Annotated in this window: 14 protein-coding genes; 12 read left to right on the top strand and 2 right to left on the bottom strand. The window is 66.5% G+C overall.

Translation table 11 applies throughout. The features are described from left to right. Positions 1-26 precede the first annotated feature (26 nt). The 8 genes from dnaJ (at position 27) to F4036_00775 (ending at position 10,269) form a co-directional block, all read left to right on the top strand. On the top strand, positions 27-1,154 hold the full coding sequence (gene dnaJ / locus F4036_00740; protein ID MYK36269.1) for a molecular chaperone DnaJ: 1,128 nt from the start codon (positions 27-29) through the stop codon (positions 1,152-1,154). Beyond that, on the top strand, positions 1,151-1,957 hold the full coding sequence (locus F4036_00745) for a 4-hydroxy-tetrahydrodipicolinate reductase (protein ID MYK36270.1): 807 nt from the start codon (positions 1,151-1,153) through the stop codon (positions 1,955-1,957). Before dnaJ ends, F4036_00745 begins: the two co-directional genes overlap by 4 nt. Beyond that, the gene (gene carA, locus F4036_00750) at positions 1,957-3,081 is read left to right on the top strand and encodes a glutamine-hydrolyzing carbamoyl-phosphate synthase small subunit (protein ID MYK36271.1); all 1,125 of its coding nucleotides are present in this window, start codon (positions 1,957-1,959) and stop codon (positions 3,079-3,081) included. Before F4036_00745 ends, carA begins: the two co-directional genes overlap by 1 nt. Positions 3,082-3,085: 4 nt before the next feature. Next, a complete protein-coding gene (carB, locus tag F4036_00755) occupies positions 3,086-6,307 on the top strand; it encodes a carbamoyl-phosphate synthase large subunit (GenBank protein MYK36272.1) in 3,222 nt (1,073 codons plus the stop codon). Beyond that, a complete protein-coding gene (greA, locus tag F4036_00760; protein ID MYK36273.1) occupies positions 6,304-6,780 on the top strand; it encodes a transcription elongation factor GreA in 477 nt (158 codons plus the stop codon). Before carB ends, greA begins: the two co-directional genes overlap by 4 nt. Before the next feature lie 7 nt (positions 6,781-6,787). After that, entirely contained in the window at positions 6,788-7,369 is a 582-nt protein-coding gene (locus F4036_00765) for an RlmE family RNA methyltransferase (protein MYK36274.1), read from the top strand. Positions 7,370-7,687: 318 nt separating this feature from the next. Further along, positions 7,688-8,347, top strand: a complete 660-nt coding sequence (locus F4036_00770) for a peroxiredoxin (GenBank protein ID MYK36275.1) — start codon at positions 7,688-7,690, stop codon at positions 8,345-8,347. Then, a complete protein-coding gene (locus F4036_00775; protein MYK36276.1) occupies positions 8,344-10,269 on the top strand; it encodes an ATP-dependent metallopeptidase FtsH/Yme1/Tma family protein in 1,926 nt (641 codons plus the stop codon). Before F4036_00770 ends, F4036_00775 begins: the two co-directional genes overlap by 4 nt. Before the next feature lie 72 nt (positions 10,270-10,341). Here the strand turns inward: F4036_00775 and F4036_00780 are convergent, their stop codons facing one another. After that, positions 10,342-11,733, bottom strand: coding sequence for an aminotransferase class V-fold PLP-dependent enzyme (locus F4036_00780; GenBank protein ID MYK36277.1), 1,392 nt, complete (start codon positions 11,731-11,733; stop codon positions 10,342-10,344). Positions 11,734-11,737: 4 nt separating this feature from the next. Further along, positions 11,738-11,971, bottom strand: a complete 234-nt coding sequence (locus F4036_00785) for a hypothetical protein (protein ID MYK36278.1) — start codon at positions 11,969-11,971, stop codon at positions 11,738-11,740. A 59-nt stretch (positions 11,972-12,030) separates the two neighbouring features. Here F4036_00785 and F4036_00790 point away from each other — a divergent pair, with 59 nt between their 5' ends. From F4036_00790 to F4036_00805, 4 genes are all read left to right on the top strand, one after another. Then, positions 12,031-12,681 (top strand): O-methyltransferase, encoded by a 651-nt coding sequence (locus F4036_00790; protein ID MYK36279.1) that lies wholly within the window; start codon positions 12,031-12,033, stop codon positions 12,679-12,681. After that, positions 12,678-13,973 (top strand): MBL fold metallo-hydrolase, encoded by a 1,296-nt coding sequence (locus tag F4036_00795; protein MYK36280.1) that lies wholly within the window; start codon positions 12,678-12,680, stop codon positions 13,971-13,973. Before F4036_00790 ends, F4036_00795 begins: the two co-directional genes overlap by 4 nt. Before the next feature lie 200 nt (positions 13,974-14,173). After that, a complete protein-coding gene (locus F4036_00800; GenBank protein ID MYK36281.1) occupies positions 14,174-14,893 on the top strand; it encodes a hypothetical protein in 720 nt (239 codons plus the stop codon). Beyond that, on the top strand, positions 14,829-16,205 hold the full coding sequence (locus F4036_00805) for a DNA polymerase Y family protein (GenBank protein MYK36282.1): 1,377 nt from the start codon (positions 14,829-14,831) through the stop codon (positions 16,203-16,205). The genes F4036_00800 and F4036_00805 overlap by 65 nt, the downstream gene beginning before the upstream one ends. Positions 16,206-16,212 lie beyond the last annotated feature (7 nt).

The raw sequence follows: 16,212 nt of genomic DNA on the forward strand, positions 1-16,212 counted from the left end.
CGGCGGACTCGAAGGGAGTAACCTGAATGGCCGAGCGGGACTACTACGAGGTCCTCGGCGTGGACCGCAACGCGTCGGAAGCGGATGTCAAGAAGGCATTCCGGCGCCTGGCCATGCGCTATCACCCGGACCGCAATCCCGACCAGGGCGAGGAAGCCGCGAACCGCTTCAAGGAGGCCAAGCGCGCCTACGAGATCCTGAGCGACGAGCAAAAGCGCGCCGCCTACGATCAGTTCGGCCATGCAGGCGTCGAAGCGGGCGCCGGCGCCGGCGCGTCCGCAGACCCTTTCAACACGATCTTCGGCGACATCTTCGGCGAAGTCTTCGGCGGCCGGCGCGGCGGCGCACAACAGTCCCGCCGCGGCGCCAACCTGCGCTACCGGCTCGACCTGGACTTTACCCAGGCCATATTCGGCGCCGATGTGCGGATCACCATTCCGCGCACCGTGGCCTGTTCCACCTGTTCCGGCTCCGGGGCCCGGCCCGGGACCGGGTTGAGCACCTGCGGACGCTGCGGAGGCGCCGGGCAGACCCAGGTGCGCCAGGGCATCTTTTCCATCCGGCAGACTTGCGGCGCATGCGGCGGCGAGGGGCGCGTCGTGTCCGATCCCTGCGGGGACTGCTCCGGCAACGGTGCGGTCCGCAAGAGCGAGGAGATTTCGCTCAAGGTGCCGCCGGGCGTGGACACCGGCGACCGTTCCCGCGTGCGCGGCAAGGGCAACGCAGGAAAACGCGGCGGCCCGGCCGGCGACCTGCTGGTGGAAATGAACGTCCGGCCCCATCCCTTCTTTGAGCGGGACGGGGCCAATCTGCACTGCCGCTTTCCATTAAGCTTTACCACCGCTGCCCTGGGTGGAGAGGTGGAAGTGCCGACACTGACCGGAAACGTGAAACTGAAGATCCCCGCCGGCACCCAATCCGGGCGCACCTTCCGCCTGCGCAATCGCGGCGTCAAGCCGGCCCGCGGCGGACGCAAGGGGGACCTCTTCTGCCATATCGAAGTCGAAACGCCCGTGGGGCTGAACGGCGCACAGAAGCGGCTGCTCAAGGAGTTTGCCCGGGAGCTTGAGAGCCAGGGCGACCGCCAGCAGCCCCGCCGGGCGCGCTGGCTCGAGTGGGCGCGGGGCAAGGGAAGCGAGCGGCGCGCATCATGAAGATCAGCCTGCTGGGAGCCAGCGGCCGCATGGGTCGCGAACTGATGACACGGGTGGCCGCGGCCGGCGACCTGGAGCTTGCGGGCGCCCTGGCGGTGCCCGACGATGCCTGGATCGGTCAGGACGCCGGGCTGGCCGCCAACCTTCCCGCCGCCGGTGTCGAGGTCACGGATTCGCCGGCCGAATGCGTTGCCGGCGCCGATGTGGCGATCGATTTTTCCTCCGCTGCCGTGACAGCGGAGATCGCATCCGCCTGCGCCGAAGCCGGCTGCGCGCTGGTGGAGGGCGTGACCGGAATCGGCGAGGCGGGCCAGGCGGCCCTCGAAAGGGTTGCCGGGCGGATCGCCGTCCTGCAGGCCAGCAACATGAGCCTGGGCGTGTACGTGCTGAATGAACTGCTCAGGGTGGCGGCGGGGCAGCTCGGTGAGGACTACGACCTCGAAATCGTCGAGACCCACCATCGCGGCAAGGCCGACGCCCCGTCGGGGACGGCGCTGCAACTCGGCAGGACGGCCGCCGCGGCGCGCGGACGGGAGTTCTCCGAGGTTGCCGTTTTCCAGCGCCATGGTCAGACCGGTGCACGGGAGAAGGGCTCCATAGGGTTCAGCGCGGTGCGCGGAGGGGGTTATTCCGGCAATCATTCCGTGTTGCTGGCCGGCAACGAGGAAGTGCTGGAATTGCGGCACCAGAGCCTGAGCCGCGGCGTATTCGCCGCCGGAGCGCTGCGCGCCGCACGCTGGCTTGCCGGCCGGCCGCCCGGGCTGTACGATTTGTCCTCCGTAATGGCGGCTTCCGCGAACTAGTGACTCCCGCGGTGCTAGCCCTGGCGGGCGGGGCCGTGTTCCGTGGCTGGTCGATCGGCGCCGATGGAGAGACCGTCGGCGAGGTGGTGTTCAACACCGCCATGACCGGCTACCAGGAAATCCTCACCGATCCGTCCTATTGCCGGCAGATCGTGACCCTGACTGTGCCCCACGTGGGCAACACCGGCGCTAACTGCGAAGACTACGAGTCCGACCGTGTCTATGCGGCGGGTCTGATCATCCGCGATTTGCCGGTAGTCGAAAGCAATTGGCGCAAGGACACGCCGTTCACGGATTTTCTTCGTGACGAAGGCACGGTTGCGATCGCCGGGATCGATACCCGACGGCTGACGCGCATCCTGAGAGAAGAGGGCGCGCAGCAGGGCTGCATCCTCACCGGTTCGGATCGGTCCGACGAGGCGCTGGCCAGGGCCCGCGCCGCACCGGGCATGGTGGGCATGGACCTGGCCCGAGTCGTGAGCGTCGACTCGGCCTATGAGTGGCCGGTGGACACCGGAGGTCCGGAAATCGCCTGGACCGGCGGCACTGAAGGCCGGAGGTTCGACCGGATCGTGGCCTACGACTACGGCGTCAAGCGGAACATTCTCCGCTCGCTGGCCCGTCTGGCCCGGCGCGTGACCGTGCTGCCCGCCGAGGCGCCGGCAAGCGAGGCCCTTTCGCTGAAGCCGGACGGCATTTTCCTGTCAAACGGACCCGGCGACCCCGAGCCCTGCACCTACGCGATCGAGGCGGTAAAGGAGATTCTGGACACGGGAACGCCCGTCCTGGGCATCTGCCTGGGCCACCAGATCCTGGGTCTGGCCTGCGGTGCACGCACAATGAAGATGAAATTTGGACATCACGGGGCCAATCATCCTATTGTGGACCTCGAAAGCGGGGAGGTGGCCATCAGCAGCCAGAACCACGGCTTTGCCGTGGAAGAGGAGAGCCTGCCCCATAGTCTGCGGGCCACCCATCGCTCGCTGTTCGATGGAACCCTGCAGGGCCTGGCGCACCGTAGTCGACCCGCCATCGGCTTTCAGGGCCACCCCGAGGCCAGCCCGGGCCCGCATGATCTTGGCTACGCCTTCGAACGCTTCGCCGGACTGATCAGGACCTCTTGACCCGATGCCTCGCAGGGACGATCTCGAAAGCGTGCTGATCATCGGCGCGGGACCGATCGTGATCGGTCAGGCCTGCGAATTCGACTATTCCGGCGTTCAGGCTTGCAAGGCGCTGCGCGAGGAGGGTTATCGCGTGGTTCTGGCCAACTCGAATCCGGCCACCATCATGACCGACCCGGAAACCGCCGACGCGGTATATATCGAGCCGGTGAACGCACGCTCCCTGGCCGCGGTGATCGAGCGCGAGCGTCCGGACGCACTGCTTCCCACCATGGGCGGACAGACTGGCCTGAATACGTCGCTGGAACTGGAGCGCCTGGGCGTTCTCGAGCAGTTCGGCGTGGAACTGATAGGGGCCCGCGGCGACGTCATCGACAAGGCCGAGGATCGCGAGCGCTTTCGCGACGCGATGCTGTCCATTGGCCTGGAAACGCCCCGCTCCTGGATGGTCCGCAGCGTTTCCGAGGCGCTGGAGGTGATCGGCGAGATCGGTTATCCGGCCATCATCCGCCCCTCGTTCACCCTGGGTGGCGTGGGCGGCGGCATTGCCCGCGACGCGGCCGAGTTCGAATCGGCGATGGCGCGGGCGTTGGACGCGTCCCCCAGCCACTCGGCGCTGGTCGAGGAATCGGTGCTGGGCTGGAAGGAATTCGAGATGGAGGTGGTTCGCGACGGACGCGACAACTGCATCATCGTTTGCTCGATCGAGAACGTCGATCCCATGGGTATACACACGGGCGACTCGATTACCGTGGCGCCTGCGCTGACCCTGACCGACAAGGAATATCAGCGTATGCGCGACGCATCGATCGCGGTGCTGCGGGAGATCGGCGTGGACACGGGTGGCTCCAACGTGCAGTTTGCGATTCATCCCGATGACGGCCGCATGGTGGTGATCGAGATGAATCCTCGGGTATCGCGCTCCTCGGCCCTGGCTTCCAAGGCCACCGGCTTCCCCATCGCCAAGGTGGCGGCCAAGCTGGCGATCGGCTATACGCTGGACGAGCTCAGGAACGAGATCACCGCCGGGCGCACGCCGGCCTCCTTCGAGCCGGCGATCGACTACATCGTGACCAAGGCGCCGCGTTTCGCCTTCGAGAAGTTCCCGCGCGCCGATGCGCGGCTGACCACCCAGATGAAGTCGGTAGGCGAGGCGATGTCGCTGGGCAGGACGTTTCAGGAGTCGCTGCAGAAGGCCCTGCGGAGCCTGGAGATCGGCATCGACGGGCTGTGCGAACGCGTGGACTCCTCCAGTCCCGATGCGCGGGCGCTGGTGGGAGAGGAACTGCGCACCGCGGGCGCGGAACGCCTGCTGTACGTGGCCGATGCCCTGCGCCTTGGGATGTCCGAGCGGGAAGTTTTCGAACTGTGCCGGATCGATCCGTGGTTCATCGGCCAGATCGCCGACCTGGTGCGCGAGGAAGAGGCACTGAAGACCGCCGGACTGGAGGACTTGAGCGAAGACCGGCTCGTGCAACTGAAGCGCAAGGGCTTTGCCGACAGCCGCCTTGCGCATCTGCTCGGCGTGAGCGAGCAGCAGGTTACGGAGCGGCGGCGGGCGGCGGGGATAGGGCCGGTCTTCAAGCGCGTCGACAGTTGCGCAGCGGAATTTCCCACGTCCACGGCCTACATGTATTCCAGCTACGAGGAGGAATGCGAGGCGGAGCCCTCCGAGCGGGCCAAGATCATGATCCTGGGCGGCGGGCCCAACCGGATCGGGCAGGGCATCGAGTTCGACTATTGCTGCGTGCACGCGGCGCTGGCGCTGCGCGAAGCCGGTTACGAGACGATCATGGTGAACTGCAACCCCGAGACCGTTTCCACCGACTACGACACCTCCGACAAGCTGTATTTCGAGCCCCTGACGGTCGAGGACGTCATGGAGATCGTCCGGCGAGAGGAGCCCCGGGGCGTGATCGTTCAGTACGGCGGCCAGACGCCGCTTCGGATCACGCGGGACCTGGACCGCGCCGGCGCCCCGATTATCGGAACGCCCCCGGACGCCATCGACCGGGCCGAGGATCGCGAGCGTTTCAAGGACCTGCTCCGGGAACTGGGCCTGAGGCAGCCGGAGAACCGCACCGCGCGCTCGGTGGACGAGGCGGTGCGAATGGCAAGGGAACTCAAGTACCCGCTGATGCTCAGGCCTTCCTACGTCCTGGGCGGGCGCGCGATGGACGTGATGCACGGCGAGGAGGAATTGCGGCGCTACATGGCCGAGGCCGTGTCCGTGTCGAACGAGAGCCCGGTGCTGCTGGACGAGTTTCTGCCCCGGGCGGTGGAATTCGACGTTGACGCGATCTACGACGGCGAACGGGTCCTGATCGGCGGAATCATGGAGCACATCGAACAGGCCGGGGTCCACTCCGGGGACTCGGCCTGCTGCCTGCCGCCCGCAACCGCCGGAGAGGACGTGCAGACGGAGCTGGCGCGCCAGACCGGGCTTATGGCCGAGGCGCTGGGCGTGCGCGGGCTGATGAACGTGCAGTTCGCGATCCAGGACGGCGACATCTATGTCCTGGAGGTGAATCCCCGAGCCTCGCGCAGCGTGCCCTACGTCTCCAAGGCCGTCGGCATACAGCTCGCCAAGGTCGCCGCGCTGGTCATGGCGGGGCGCACCCTCGACCAACAGGGGGTCGGCGATCCTCCGCGGCCGGCGTATTTCTCGGTCAAGCAATCGGTCTTTCCGTTCTCCCGGTTCCCCGGCGCGGACCCGATACTCGGTCCGGAAATGAAATCCACCGGCGAAGTCATGGGCGTGGGAACCAGCTTTGCCGAGGCATACGCCCGCGCTCAGGAAGGCGCCGGCGTGGACCTCAAGCGGGGCGGCGCGGCCCTTTTGTCGCTGCGCGATCCGGACAAGGAAGAGTCGGTGGAACTGGCGCGCATGCTGCAACTGAAGGGATTCGACCTGGTGGCCACGCACGGGACCGCCAGCTTCCTGGCCCGCCGCGGGGTTTCCTGCCGGCGCATCAACAAGGTGCGCGAGGGCCGCCCGCATATCGTGGACCTGATCTGCAACGGCGAGGTGGACCTGATCGTGAACACGACGGAGGGGCGCGCCTCGATCCTGGAATCGCACGAAATCCGGGAGCAGGCCGTTCGCAACAACGTCACCTACTTCACCACGCTGGCGGCTGCCGACGCGGCCTGCCGGGCCATCGACTACTACGGAGCAGGCGCGGTATCGCGGCTGCAGGATCTGCACGAGGCAATGGCCACATGACCCAGGTTCCGATGACCCGCGCCGGCGAACAGGCGCTGCGCGAGGAGTTGAAGCGGCTGAGGAACGAGGACCGTCCGCGCCTGGCGCGCGCCATAGGAGAGGCCCGCGAGCACGGCGACCTGCGCGAGAACGCCGAGTATCACGCGGCCAAGGAGCAGCAGGGACTGGTCGAGGCCCGCATCCGCGATATCGAAGGGCGCCTGGCCCACGCCCGCGTGATCGACCTGGACCGGATTCCGCATGACGGGCGGGTCGTCTTCGGCGTTACCGTGGATCTGAGGAGTCTGGACGGAGGCGGGCAGGTCAGTTACCAGATCGTGGGCGAGGACGAGGCCAGGGTGCGGGACGACGCGATTTCATTCGTCTCGCCGATGGCCCGTTCATTGATCGGCAAGTACGAAGGCGACGAGATTTCACTCAGCACGCCGGGGGGCCTTCGAAGCTTCGAAATCCTGGCCGTGAACTACGAATAAGGCCAGGATGAAAACAGGCGCCTGGGCGGACCACTGGACCCGGCGCGCGCGGGCGGAAGGATGGCGGTCCCGGGCGGTATACAAGCTTCGGGAACTCGATCGCCGCGAGCGCCTTTTCGGCCGTGGCGGCAGGATCGTCGATCTGGGCGCAGCGCCCGGGGGATGGAGCCAGTACGCAGCGCGAAAGGTGGCGCCGGGCGGACGGGTCGTGGCGATAGACATCGAGCCGATGGAGCCGATCAAGGGCGTTGAGGTCGTGCAGGGCGACATTGCCGATACTGCGGTCGTTGCGGACCTCCGGCGGGCCCTGGGCGGGCCGGCGGACGCGGTCCTTTCGGACCTTGCGCCGAAGCTGAGCGGCAACCGGGACCGGGACCAGGCGGTATCGATGGAACTGGCCGCCATGGCCCTCGAAGCGGCTCTTGAACTTTTGCGGCCGGGGGGCGTGTTCGTGACCAAGCTCTTTCAGGGCGCCGGTTTCGAGGAATTCGTCGCCACGGCCCGCGCCGGCTTGCGCAAGGCGCGGCTTCGCACGCCGGCGGCTTCGAGAAAGGCGAGCCGCGAAACATACCTGGTCGGCCGCACCTGACTCGGTGCTTCGATCTCGCCGTTCTTCGCTTCCCTACTTCCGGGAGACGCTGTGAGCGCCGGGTCATCGGCGCTCACTGGCTTGGTTCCACTCTGACGGCAGTGCCGCCAGTGGCTCCAACACTCTGGGAAGTAGGGAAGCAAAGAACGGCTATAGCAGCCACTTGAAGAAGCGCTTTGTCGCCCTCAAGTCCCGTGTAGAAGAAAAAACTCCCGTACGTGTCAACGTTTTGTCCACGGCAAGAACACCTGTTTGCTACAATCGGTCGGCTAATCCGGACCTCACTGCAGGGGTCCGTACTCATCAAGGAGGCACGCGATGAGCCTGAGAATCAACGATGTGGCGCCGGACTTCACGGTCGAGACGACCGAAGGCGCAATTCGTTTCCACGAGTGGATCGGCGACGGCTGGGCCATTCTGTTTTCTCACCCCAAGGATTTCACGCCGGTGTGTACCACCGAGCTGGGCTACATGGCGGGGCTCATGCCGGAGTTCTCGAAGCGCAATGCCAAGGTCATCGGACTGAGCGTCGATCCGGTAAGCGATCACAACGAGTGGGTCAAGGACATCGAGGAAACGCAGGGACACGCCGTCACCTATCCGTTGATCGGCGATCCCAACCTCGAGATCGCCAAGTTGTACGACATGCTGCCGGCAGGCGCCGGCGACACCTCCGAAGGCCGCACCGCGGTGGATAACCTCACCGTGCGCTCGGTTTTCGTCGTCGGCCCGGACAAGCGGATCAAGGCCATGCTGACCTACCCGATGAGCACGGGGCGCAATTTCGACGAAGTGCTGCGGCTGCTGGATTCCTGCCAGCTCACCGCGTCGCACCAGGTCGCGACCCCGGTGAACTGGAAGTGGGGCGAGGACGTCATCATCGTGCCCGCGGTCTCGAACGAACAGGCCAGGGAAAAGTTCCCCGACGGTTGGGAAGCGCCCAAGCCCTATCTGAGGATCGTGCCGCAGCCCGAATGAACAAGTTCACCAAGAATATCTTCCTGTGGCTGGTCATAGCGCTGGCCCTGATGATGTTGCTGCAGCCCCTGAACAACCGGGGCACTCAGGCCGAGGAGATCAATTTCTCGCAGTTCCTCGAGTTGGTGGGCAACGGCGGCATCAAGGAAGTCGAAATCCTGGAAGACCGCACGATTCGCGGCGAACAGGTCGGCGGACAGAAATTCGTAACCTACAGCCCACCCTCCACCGACAATTCCGAACTGGTGCGCGAGCTCACTGTGAGCGGTGCGGAGGTGCATTCGCCCAAACCGAAGACGGAGAGCGCCTGGGTTTCATTCCTGCTTAACCTGCTGCCGTTTCTGCTGCTGATTGGCATCTGGCTGTATTTCATGCGGCAGATGCAGGGCGGCGTGGGCGGCCGTGGCGGGGCCATGTCTTTCGGCCGCAGCCGCGCCCGCCTGCTCAATCCGGACCAGACCCCCGTGACTTTCGAGGACGTCGCCGGAATCGAGGAGGCCAAGGAGGAGGTTGCCGAAGTGGTCGAGTTCCTGAAGGACCCCTCCAAATTCCAGCGACTCGGCGGAAAGATCCCCAAGGGCGTGCTCATGGTGGGCCCGCCCGGCACCGGCAAGACCCTGCTGGCGCGCGCGATCGCCGGCGAGGCGGAGGCTCCTTTCTTCACCATCTCCGGTTCGGATTTCGTCGAGATGTTCGTGGGCGTGGGCGCATCGAGAGTGCGCGACATGTTCGAGCAGGCCAAGAAACAGGCGCCCTGCATCATCTTCATCGACGAGATCGACGCGGTCGGACGCCACCGGGGCGCCGGCCTGGGCGGCGGTCATGACGAGCGCGAGCAGACGCTGAACCAGCTCCTGGTGGAGATGGACGGGTTCGCCGGCAGCGAGGGCATCATCGTCATCGCCGCCACCAACCGGCCCGACGTGCTGGATCCGGCGCTGCTGCGCCCCGGCCGCTTCGACCGCCAGGTGGTGGTGCCCTTGCCGGACATTCGCGGACGGGAGTTGATTCTCAAGGTCCACATGCGCAAGGTCCCGGTCCACGACAGCGTTTCCGCCAGCACGCTGGCGCGCGGAACGCCCGGTTTCTCCGGCGCCGACCTCGCCAACCTGGTCAATGAGGCGGCCCTGCTGGCCGGGCGGGTCGGGAACAAGTCCGTGACCATGGAGCAGTTCGAGAAGGCCAAGGACAAGATCCTGATGGGCACCGAACGCAAGTCCATGGTGATGAGCCCGGAGGAGCGCAAGCTCACCGCTTATCACGAATCAGGGCATGCCATCGTGGGCCTGAGCGTGCCGGAACACGACCCGGTGCACAAGGTCACGATCATTCCGCGCGGCCGTGCGCTGGGCGTGACGATGTTTCTGCCGGAAGTCGACCGCCACAGCCATTCGAAGCAGCGCCTGACCAGCCAGATCACCAGCCTGTTCGGCGGACGCGTTGCCGAGGAGCTGATCTTCGGCAAGGACGCGGTGACCACCGGGGCCTCGAACGATATCGAACGCGCCACCGCGATCGCGCGAAACATGGTCACCAAGTGGGGCCTGTCCAGCCGCCTGGGTCCGCTGACTTACAGCGAGGAGGACGGCGAGGTGTTCCTGGGTCGCACGGTCACCCAGCACAAGCAGGTGTCCGACGCCACGGTGCACGCGATCGACAAGGAAGTGCGCGAAATCATCGACACCGCCTACGAGCGGGCGCGGACCATTCTTGTCGACAACATTGAGCGCCTGCACGCCATGGCCGACGCGCTGCTCAAGTACGAAACGATCGAGCAGCTGCAGATCGGCGAGATCATGGAAGGAGAGGAGCCCACCCCGCCGCCGGGCTGGGGCAAGACGGGCAAGAAGAAGAAAAAGGCCGCCAGCAGAAAACGCAAGCGCCCAGCCGCCGATATCGGCAAGCCCGCCGAACAGCACTAGATATCTTTTTTTAAGATAGTTAGAGTCTTTTTTAAGATAGTTAGAATCTTTTCAGATAGTTCACTATCTATATCAGATAGATAACGCGATTTCCTGAATCGTTTTCCAGGCCGAGCGCACGTGCCCGGCCTCGGTGCGGGTCTGGCCGACGGAAAAGCGGATGACCATGCGGCCGTTCACCGAACCCCGCGTCAGGTACAGGCGGCCGTCGTCGTTGATCGCCTGCAGCAAACGCTCGTTGAGTTCGTCCAGCGCAACTCCGCTTACGCCCTCGGGGGCATAGCGCCAGGTTATGAGCGCGAGGTTGGGGCCGGTGACCAGTTCGAAGTCCTCGGCGGCCTCGACCTCCCTGGCGAGCTCTCCGGTCCACTCGATGTGCGAGCGAATCTTTTCGCGCAGGCCGTCGGCGCCGAAGGCGCGAATCACGAACCAAAGCTTCAGCGCGCGGAACCTGCGGCCGAGAGAGACGCCGAAATCGCGGTACTCGGTGATCTGCTCGTCGCTGGTGTTCTGCAGGTAAACGGGATTGATCGACAGCGAACGCTGCAGCGATTCGGGGTCCCTGAGAAAGTGCGCCGAGCAGTCGAAGTTGGTGAACATCCACTTGTGCGGATTGAACACGAAGGAATCGGCGTCCTGAATGCCGTTCAGCAGGTGGCGGTATTCAGGCAGTATCAGGGCGCTGCCGGCCCAGGCGGCGTCGACGTGCAGATAGACGCCCTCGCGCCGGCAAATCCCACCGATATCCGCCAGCGGATCCATCGCTCCGGTGCCGGTCGTGCCGAGCGTGATTACCACGCAGGCCGGTGTCAGCCCCGCCGCCCGGTCGGCCTCGATCGCCTGCGCGAGCGCATCCGGCTTCATTGCCTGGTGCTCGTCCGTGTCGACGCTGCGGATGCAGTCCAGCGGGAACCCGGCGATGCGCGCGCCCTTGTGGACCGAGGAATTGGCTTCGTCGGAGGTATAGAACGCAAGCCTGTCGACCACCGTGTTCTCTCTCGCCCGCTCTCGCGCCGCAAGCATTGCGCACAGCGTGGCCCCCGAGGCGGAGTCCTGGATCACTCCCCGCCAGGCGCGGGGCAGGCCGAGCAACTCCTGGAGCCATTCCATCATGCGGGCTTCCAGTTCGTTGGCGGCGGGACAGGTTTCCCACAGCATGCACTGGGCCGCCATGCCGGCGGTCAGCATCTCCGCCAGCACCGATGGCGGGCTCGAGTTGGCGGGGAAAAACGCAAAGAAGGACGGATGCTGCCAGTGCGTCATGCCCGGCGGGATCAACTGCCGGAAGTCCGCCAGGATGCGCTCCATCGGCTCGGGCCGTTCGGGCGCGCTGGAGGGCAGGGCGGCAAGGAGGTCGCCGGGTTGCGCCTGCGAGCGCACCGGGAATCCTTCGACTTCCTCGAAATAGTCGGCAATCCAGTCCGCCACTTCGTGCGCGTGCCGGCGGAATGCGCCGGTCTCCAGGCTTTCAGTCATCGTCGAACCAGTCGTCGAGCTCCGAGCCTTTCAGCTCCGTGATCGCGTGCTCATTGAACGCGCGATAGGCCACCCAGTGGCTGATCCTGTCCTGAATCGCGAGGTCCTGCTCGTCGTCCGCCCCTGTCAGGGCCGCGCGGTACTTCCGAAGTTTGTTGTCGGAATAGTCGTTGCAGCGCTTGAGAAAATCCTCAACGATGCGCTTCTTCTCCGAGGCTGTAGCCATTCGATCCTCCTTTCCCGGCTGGCCGATATACTACGCCGTGCCCGCAAAGTTGCCAGCCCATGACCGCCTATCCCGACCTCGACACCTATCGCCGCAGCCTCTTCGACCACGAGGACGAACTGCTGGCCGGGATCATGCCCGCGGCGGTCGCGCGCGGCATGCCCGACATCTCGGTGAACGCCGAAACAGGGCAGGCGCTGAATCTCCTCGCGCGGCTGATCGGCGCGCGCAGGATCCTGGAATTCGGCACCCTGGCCGGTTATTCGGGAATCTGGCTGGCGCGCGCGCTGCCCCCGGGCGGCCTGCTGGTGACCAACGAGTTCGAACCGCTGCACGCCGAAGTCGCGGGCGAGAACTTTCGCCGCGCCGGGGTGGAGGACAAAGTTCGCATCGTACTGGGCAGCGCGCTGGACGTGCAGCCCAAACTGGCCGAGCACGGGCCCTACGACCTGATGTTCATCGACACGGGCAAGGAGGTTTACTCCGACGCGCTCGATTTCGCCCTTGAGCACACCCGGCCGGGCGGCCTGATCCTGGGCGACAACACCAACTGCTTCGGCGAGGGCCACAAGGAACTGGCGCCCGATCATCCGGCCTACGGGATCCAGGTCTTCAATCAGCGCATCGCAACCGAAAAAAGGCTGCAATCGATGATCATTCCGGTCGGTTCCTGGCTTTCCGTATCGCGCGTGCTCGAAAACCCCGAATGACCGACGTCCGCTGGCGGGCGCGCGCTGCCGCCGTCCTTGCAGCGCTGGCGTTTCTTCCCGCCCCCCGCGCCTGGGCCGGGGAGGTGATCGAGGTCGCCGATGGCGTCTACCTGGCAACCGGTTTCGGCCCGTCGAACTCCACCCTGATCGCCGGCGAGGACGCGGCCATCCTGGTCGACGCGCACCACTCCGGCGCCGCGGCCGAAAGGGCCGCCTCCGCCTACCGGCAACGCGTGGAACTGCCTTTCGCCGCAGTCATCTATACCCACGGCGACCGGTCTCACGTGGCCGGCGCGGCGGCGTTCACCGGAAGTTACTTCGCACCCAATGTGTACGCGCGCTCCAACTTCATGCTCAGGCGCAGCGTGACCGGCGTGGAGGCGCGAAAGCGGCGCCAGCGGCAGAAGGGCCTGCTTCTCGGACAGGAGCAGCGCGCCGTCGCGGTGATCGACCCGCTGCCGGCGGAAGAGGACACGGGGGATCGCTACCTGCCTCCCGACAGCCTGTTTTACGGCGACCGCTACCGGCTGCGGATCTCGGGAGTGATGGTGGAACTGGTCGCGGCTCCGGGCGAGACCCAGGACCAGCTCTACGTCTGGCTGCCCGAACGCAAGGTGCTGATTGCCGGAGGCAACTTCTACCAGGCCTTTCCCGGCGACCTGGATGGGATCGGCGACCAGGCGGCGGATTTCGAGCAATGGGCGCGCAGCCTGGACCGGATGCGGGCGGAGAAGGCCGAAGTGCTGATTGCCGGGCACCTTGAGCCCCTGTTCGGCGCGGCCGCGATCGACCGGGCGCTGGCCGACTATGCCGCGGCGCTTCGTTTCGTCCTCGACGAGACCCTGCGAGGTATCGACGCGGGCCTGGCCCCCGGGGAACTGGCCGCTGCAATCCGCCTGCCGCCGAATCTGGCCTCCAGCCCGGTCCTGGCGCAGTCGCACGGCACGCTGGGCTGGGCCGTGCGCTCCGTATACGCGCGCCATATGGGCTGGTTCGACGGCAAGCCCGGCAGCCTGGTACCGTTCGCTCCGCGCACGCTGGCCTGGCGATTGCACGAACTGGCTTCCGGCGCCATCTCGCTGGACGCGGCGCTGGACAACGCGCTGCTGCTGAGGGATTACCGCTGGGCGGCCTGGCTCGCGGACCAGTTGATGCTGATCGAGCCTCAGGAGATGCGCCACGCCGAGCGCAAGGCCAGGGCGCTCGAGGGCATGGCCCGGGACCTGGAGAACCCGCAGGCGCGCAACTACCTGCTGTCCGCCGCCAGAGAACTCCGCCTCAACGGCCCCTAGCAGCTAAAGCCTTTTTCCTCCCCGTCCTATCGGGGAGACGCCATCCTGGCTCGATTCTCGCTGTCCCTGCTCCAACGCTCCCCAATAGGACGGGGAGGAAAAAGGCGAGGGCAGCACGGCGAGGGCAGCACATTAACGGCTACGGTGGCAGACCATCCCTGGGGCGCTAAACTTGGGGGTCCGATTGAACGAATACGAAGATGGTAGAGCAGAGCCTGCGCGATGCTGTGACGACCCTCGACCGGGCTGCCTCCCGCGAGGAGCGGGGATGGCCGCTGGCAGTGCTGGAACGGTCCGGCATTCACGAGTTTCTGGGAGAGCGGGGCGCGAATCGGGCGGCGGCGCTGTCGCTGCTTCTGTGCGCCGCCGCGTCCCTGCCGGGCGCCGCCGAAGGGCGCCTGGTATGGGTGCAGACCAGCGCCGCCACGCGCCGCTGGGGGATGCCTTGCGGCGAGGGCCTGAACGCTATCGGGCTGAACCCCCGCAACGTGCTTTTCGTTGAGCCGGAGAACGAGCGCGAGTTGCTATGGGCGCTGGAGCAGGCGCTGGATTGCCCCGGTCTGCTGGCGGTAGCGGGCTGCCTGCCCGGAGCGGAGCGGCATTACGGATTTACCGCGTCGCGGCGCCTGTCGTTGCGGGCGCTGCGCAACGGATCGAGAATCTTTCTGGCGCGCGGCGCCCGGATTCGTGAGGCCACCTCCGCGCAGACCCGCTGGCGGGTGGAGCCGGCGTCCAGCGCGCCTTCCGGACTCGCCTGGCGCGGCTTTGAACTGCCCGGCGCGCGAAGCTGGCGCCTGGGGCTGGAGCGGGCCCCCGGCTGGACGCCCGGCGCCTGGAACATCGAATGGAGCGAGCATGAGAATCGCCTGCGTCTGGCTGCATCGCCTGCACGAGCGAACCCCGTCCGGGCCGCCGGCTGAGTCCGCGCAGCGATTGCTCGCGGAACGCCTGGCGCGCCTGGCGCATGCCTGCTGGCGTTTCACCCCAAGGATCGCCCTGGCGCCCGGCGACAGCCTGTTCCTGGACGTTTCCGGCTCCATCGGCCTGTTCGGCGGAGAACGCCGGCTGCTTCGCGAGGTTCTGGCCGAGCTTGAGGAGCGGGGTGAAGCGGGACGGATCTGCCTCGCGGACACGCCCGGCGCCGCCTGGGCCGGGGCCCGGGCCGCTTCGGGGCCTGTGACCATACTTCCGCCGGGCAGCGGTCTTGAGCCCATGAGCGCATGGCCGGTCGAGGCGCTGCGGCTGGATGCGGAGGATTGCGGCCTGTTGCGGGAGCTGGGCCTGGACACGATCGGCGCTCTCGGCGGCATTGCCCCCGGGTCCCTTCAGGCCAGGTTCGGCGCCGGAACGGCCTTGCGCCTGAAGCAGGCCGCAGGCCAGGCTCCCGAACCCCTGGACTACCTGCCGCCGCCGCGGGAATTCAGGGCGCGGATGGACTTTGAAAGCCCCGTGGTGCTGCGGCAGCCCATTGCCGCGGCGGTTGCCGAACTGGCCGTTCGGCTTTGCGGTCAACTGGCCGCGGCGGGCATGGGTTCGCGGCGTTTCGAGTTGATCCTGCACCGCTCGGACGGCAAACGCGTGGCGTATGGCCTGCGCACGGCCCGGCTCATTCAGCCGGCGCCGCAACTGACCGAACTTCTGGACGAAAAGCTGCAGGCGGGCGCGCCGGGCAGGGAGCGCGGAGTGGGCTACGACGCGGTCAGCCTGGTTGCCCGCGACGCCGAAGACGTAATGGCCGAACAGGCGGATTGGCTCTCCGGCGCTTCCGCGGGCAACCTCAAGGGCGATTTCGCGCGCCTGGTGGACCGGCTTTGCAGCCGCCTGGGGGCCGATGCCGTGCGCGTCCCGACGCCGGAAGACAGTTACCTGCCCGAGCGGCGGTGGCGTTTTGTCTCGGCGCTGGACAGCGCTGCGCCGGAGCATCGATTCGAGGCGCCGCACGAGGTCATGCGCGCCCCGCTGCTGTTGCTGGAGCAGGCCGAGCCCGTGGAGGCTGCTGCTGCGGAGGCCGGCGGACCGCCGGCCTGGATACGCTGGCGCCGCAAGCGGCTGTCGCTGCGGCGTGCGCAAGGTCCCAGGCGCGTGCTGGCGGAGTGGTGGCGCAGCGCGGAACGCGGCGGCCGGGAATACTGGCTGGTGGAGGATGAGCAGGGGCGCTCCCTGTGTCTGTACCGTAAACAGCCGACCGCCGATGAGGCCTCTCGATGGTATGTCCAGGCGTTGGCTGCCTGAGGGCATG

Source organism: Gammaproteobacteria bacterium (assembly GCA_009845905.1).
Lineage (GTDB): Bacteria > Pseudomonadota > Gammaproteobacteria > Steroidobacterales > Foliamicaceae > Foliamicus.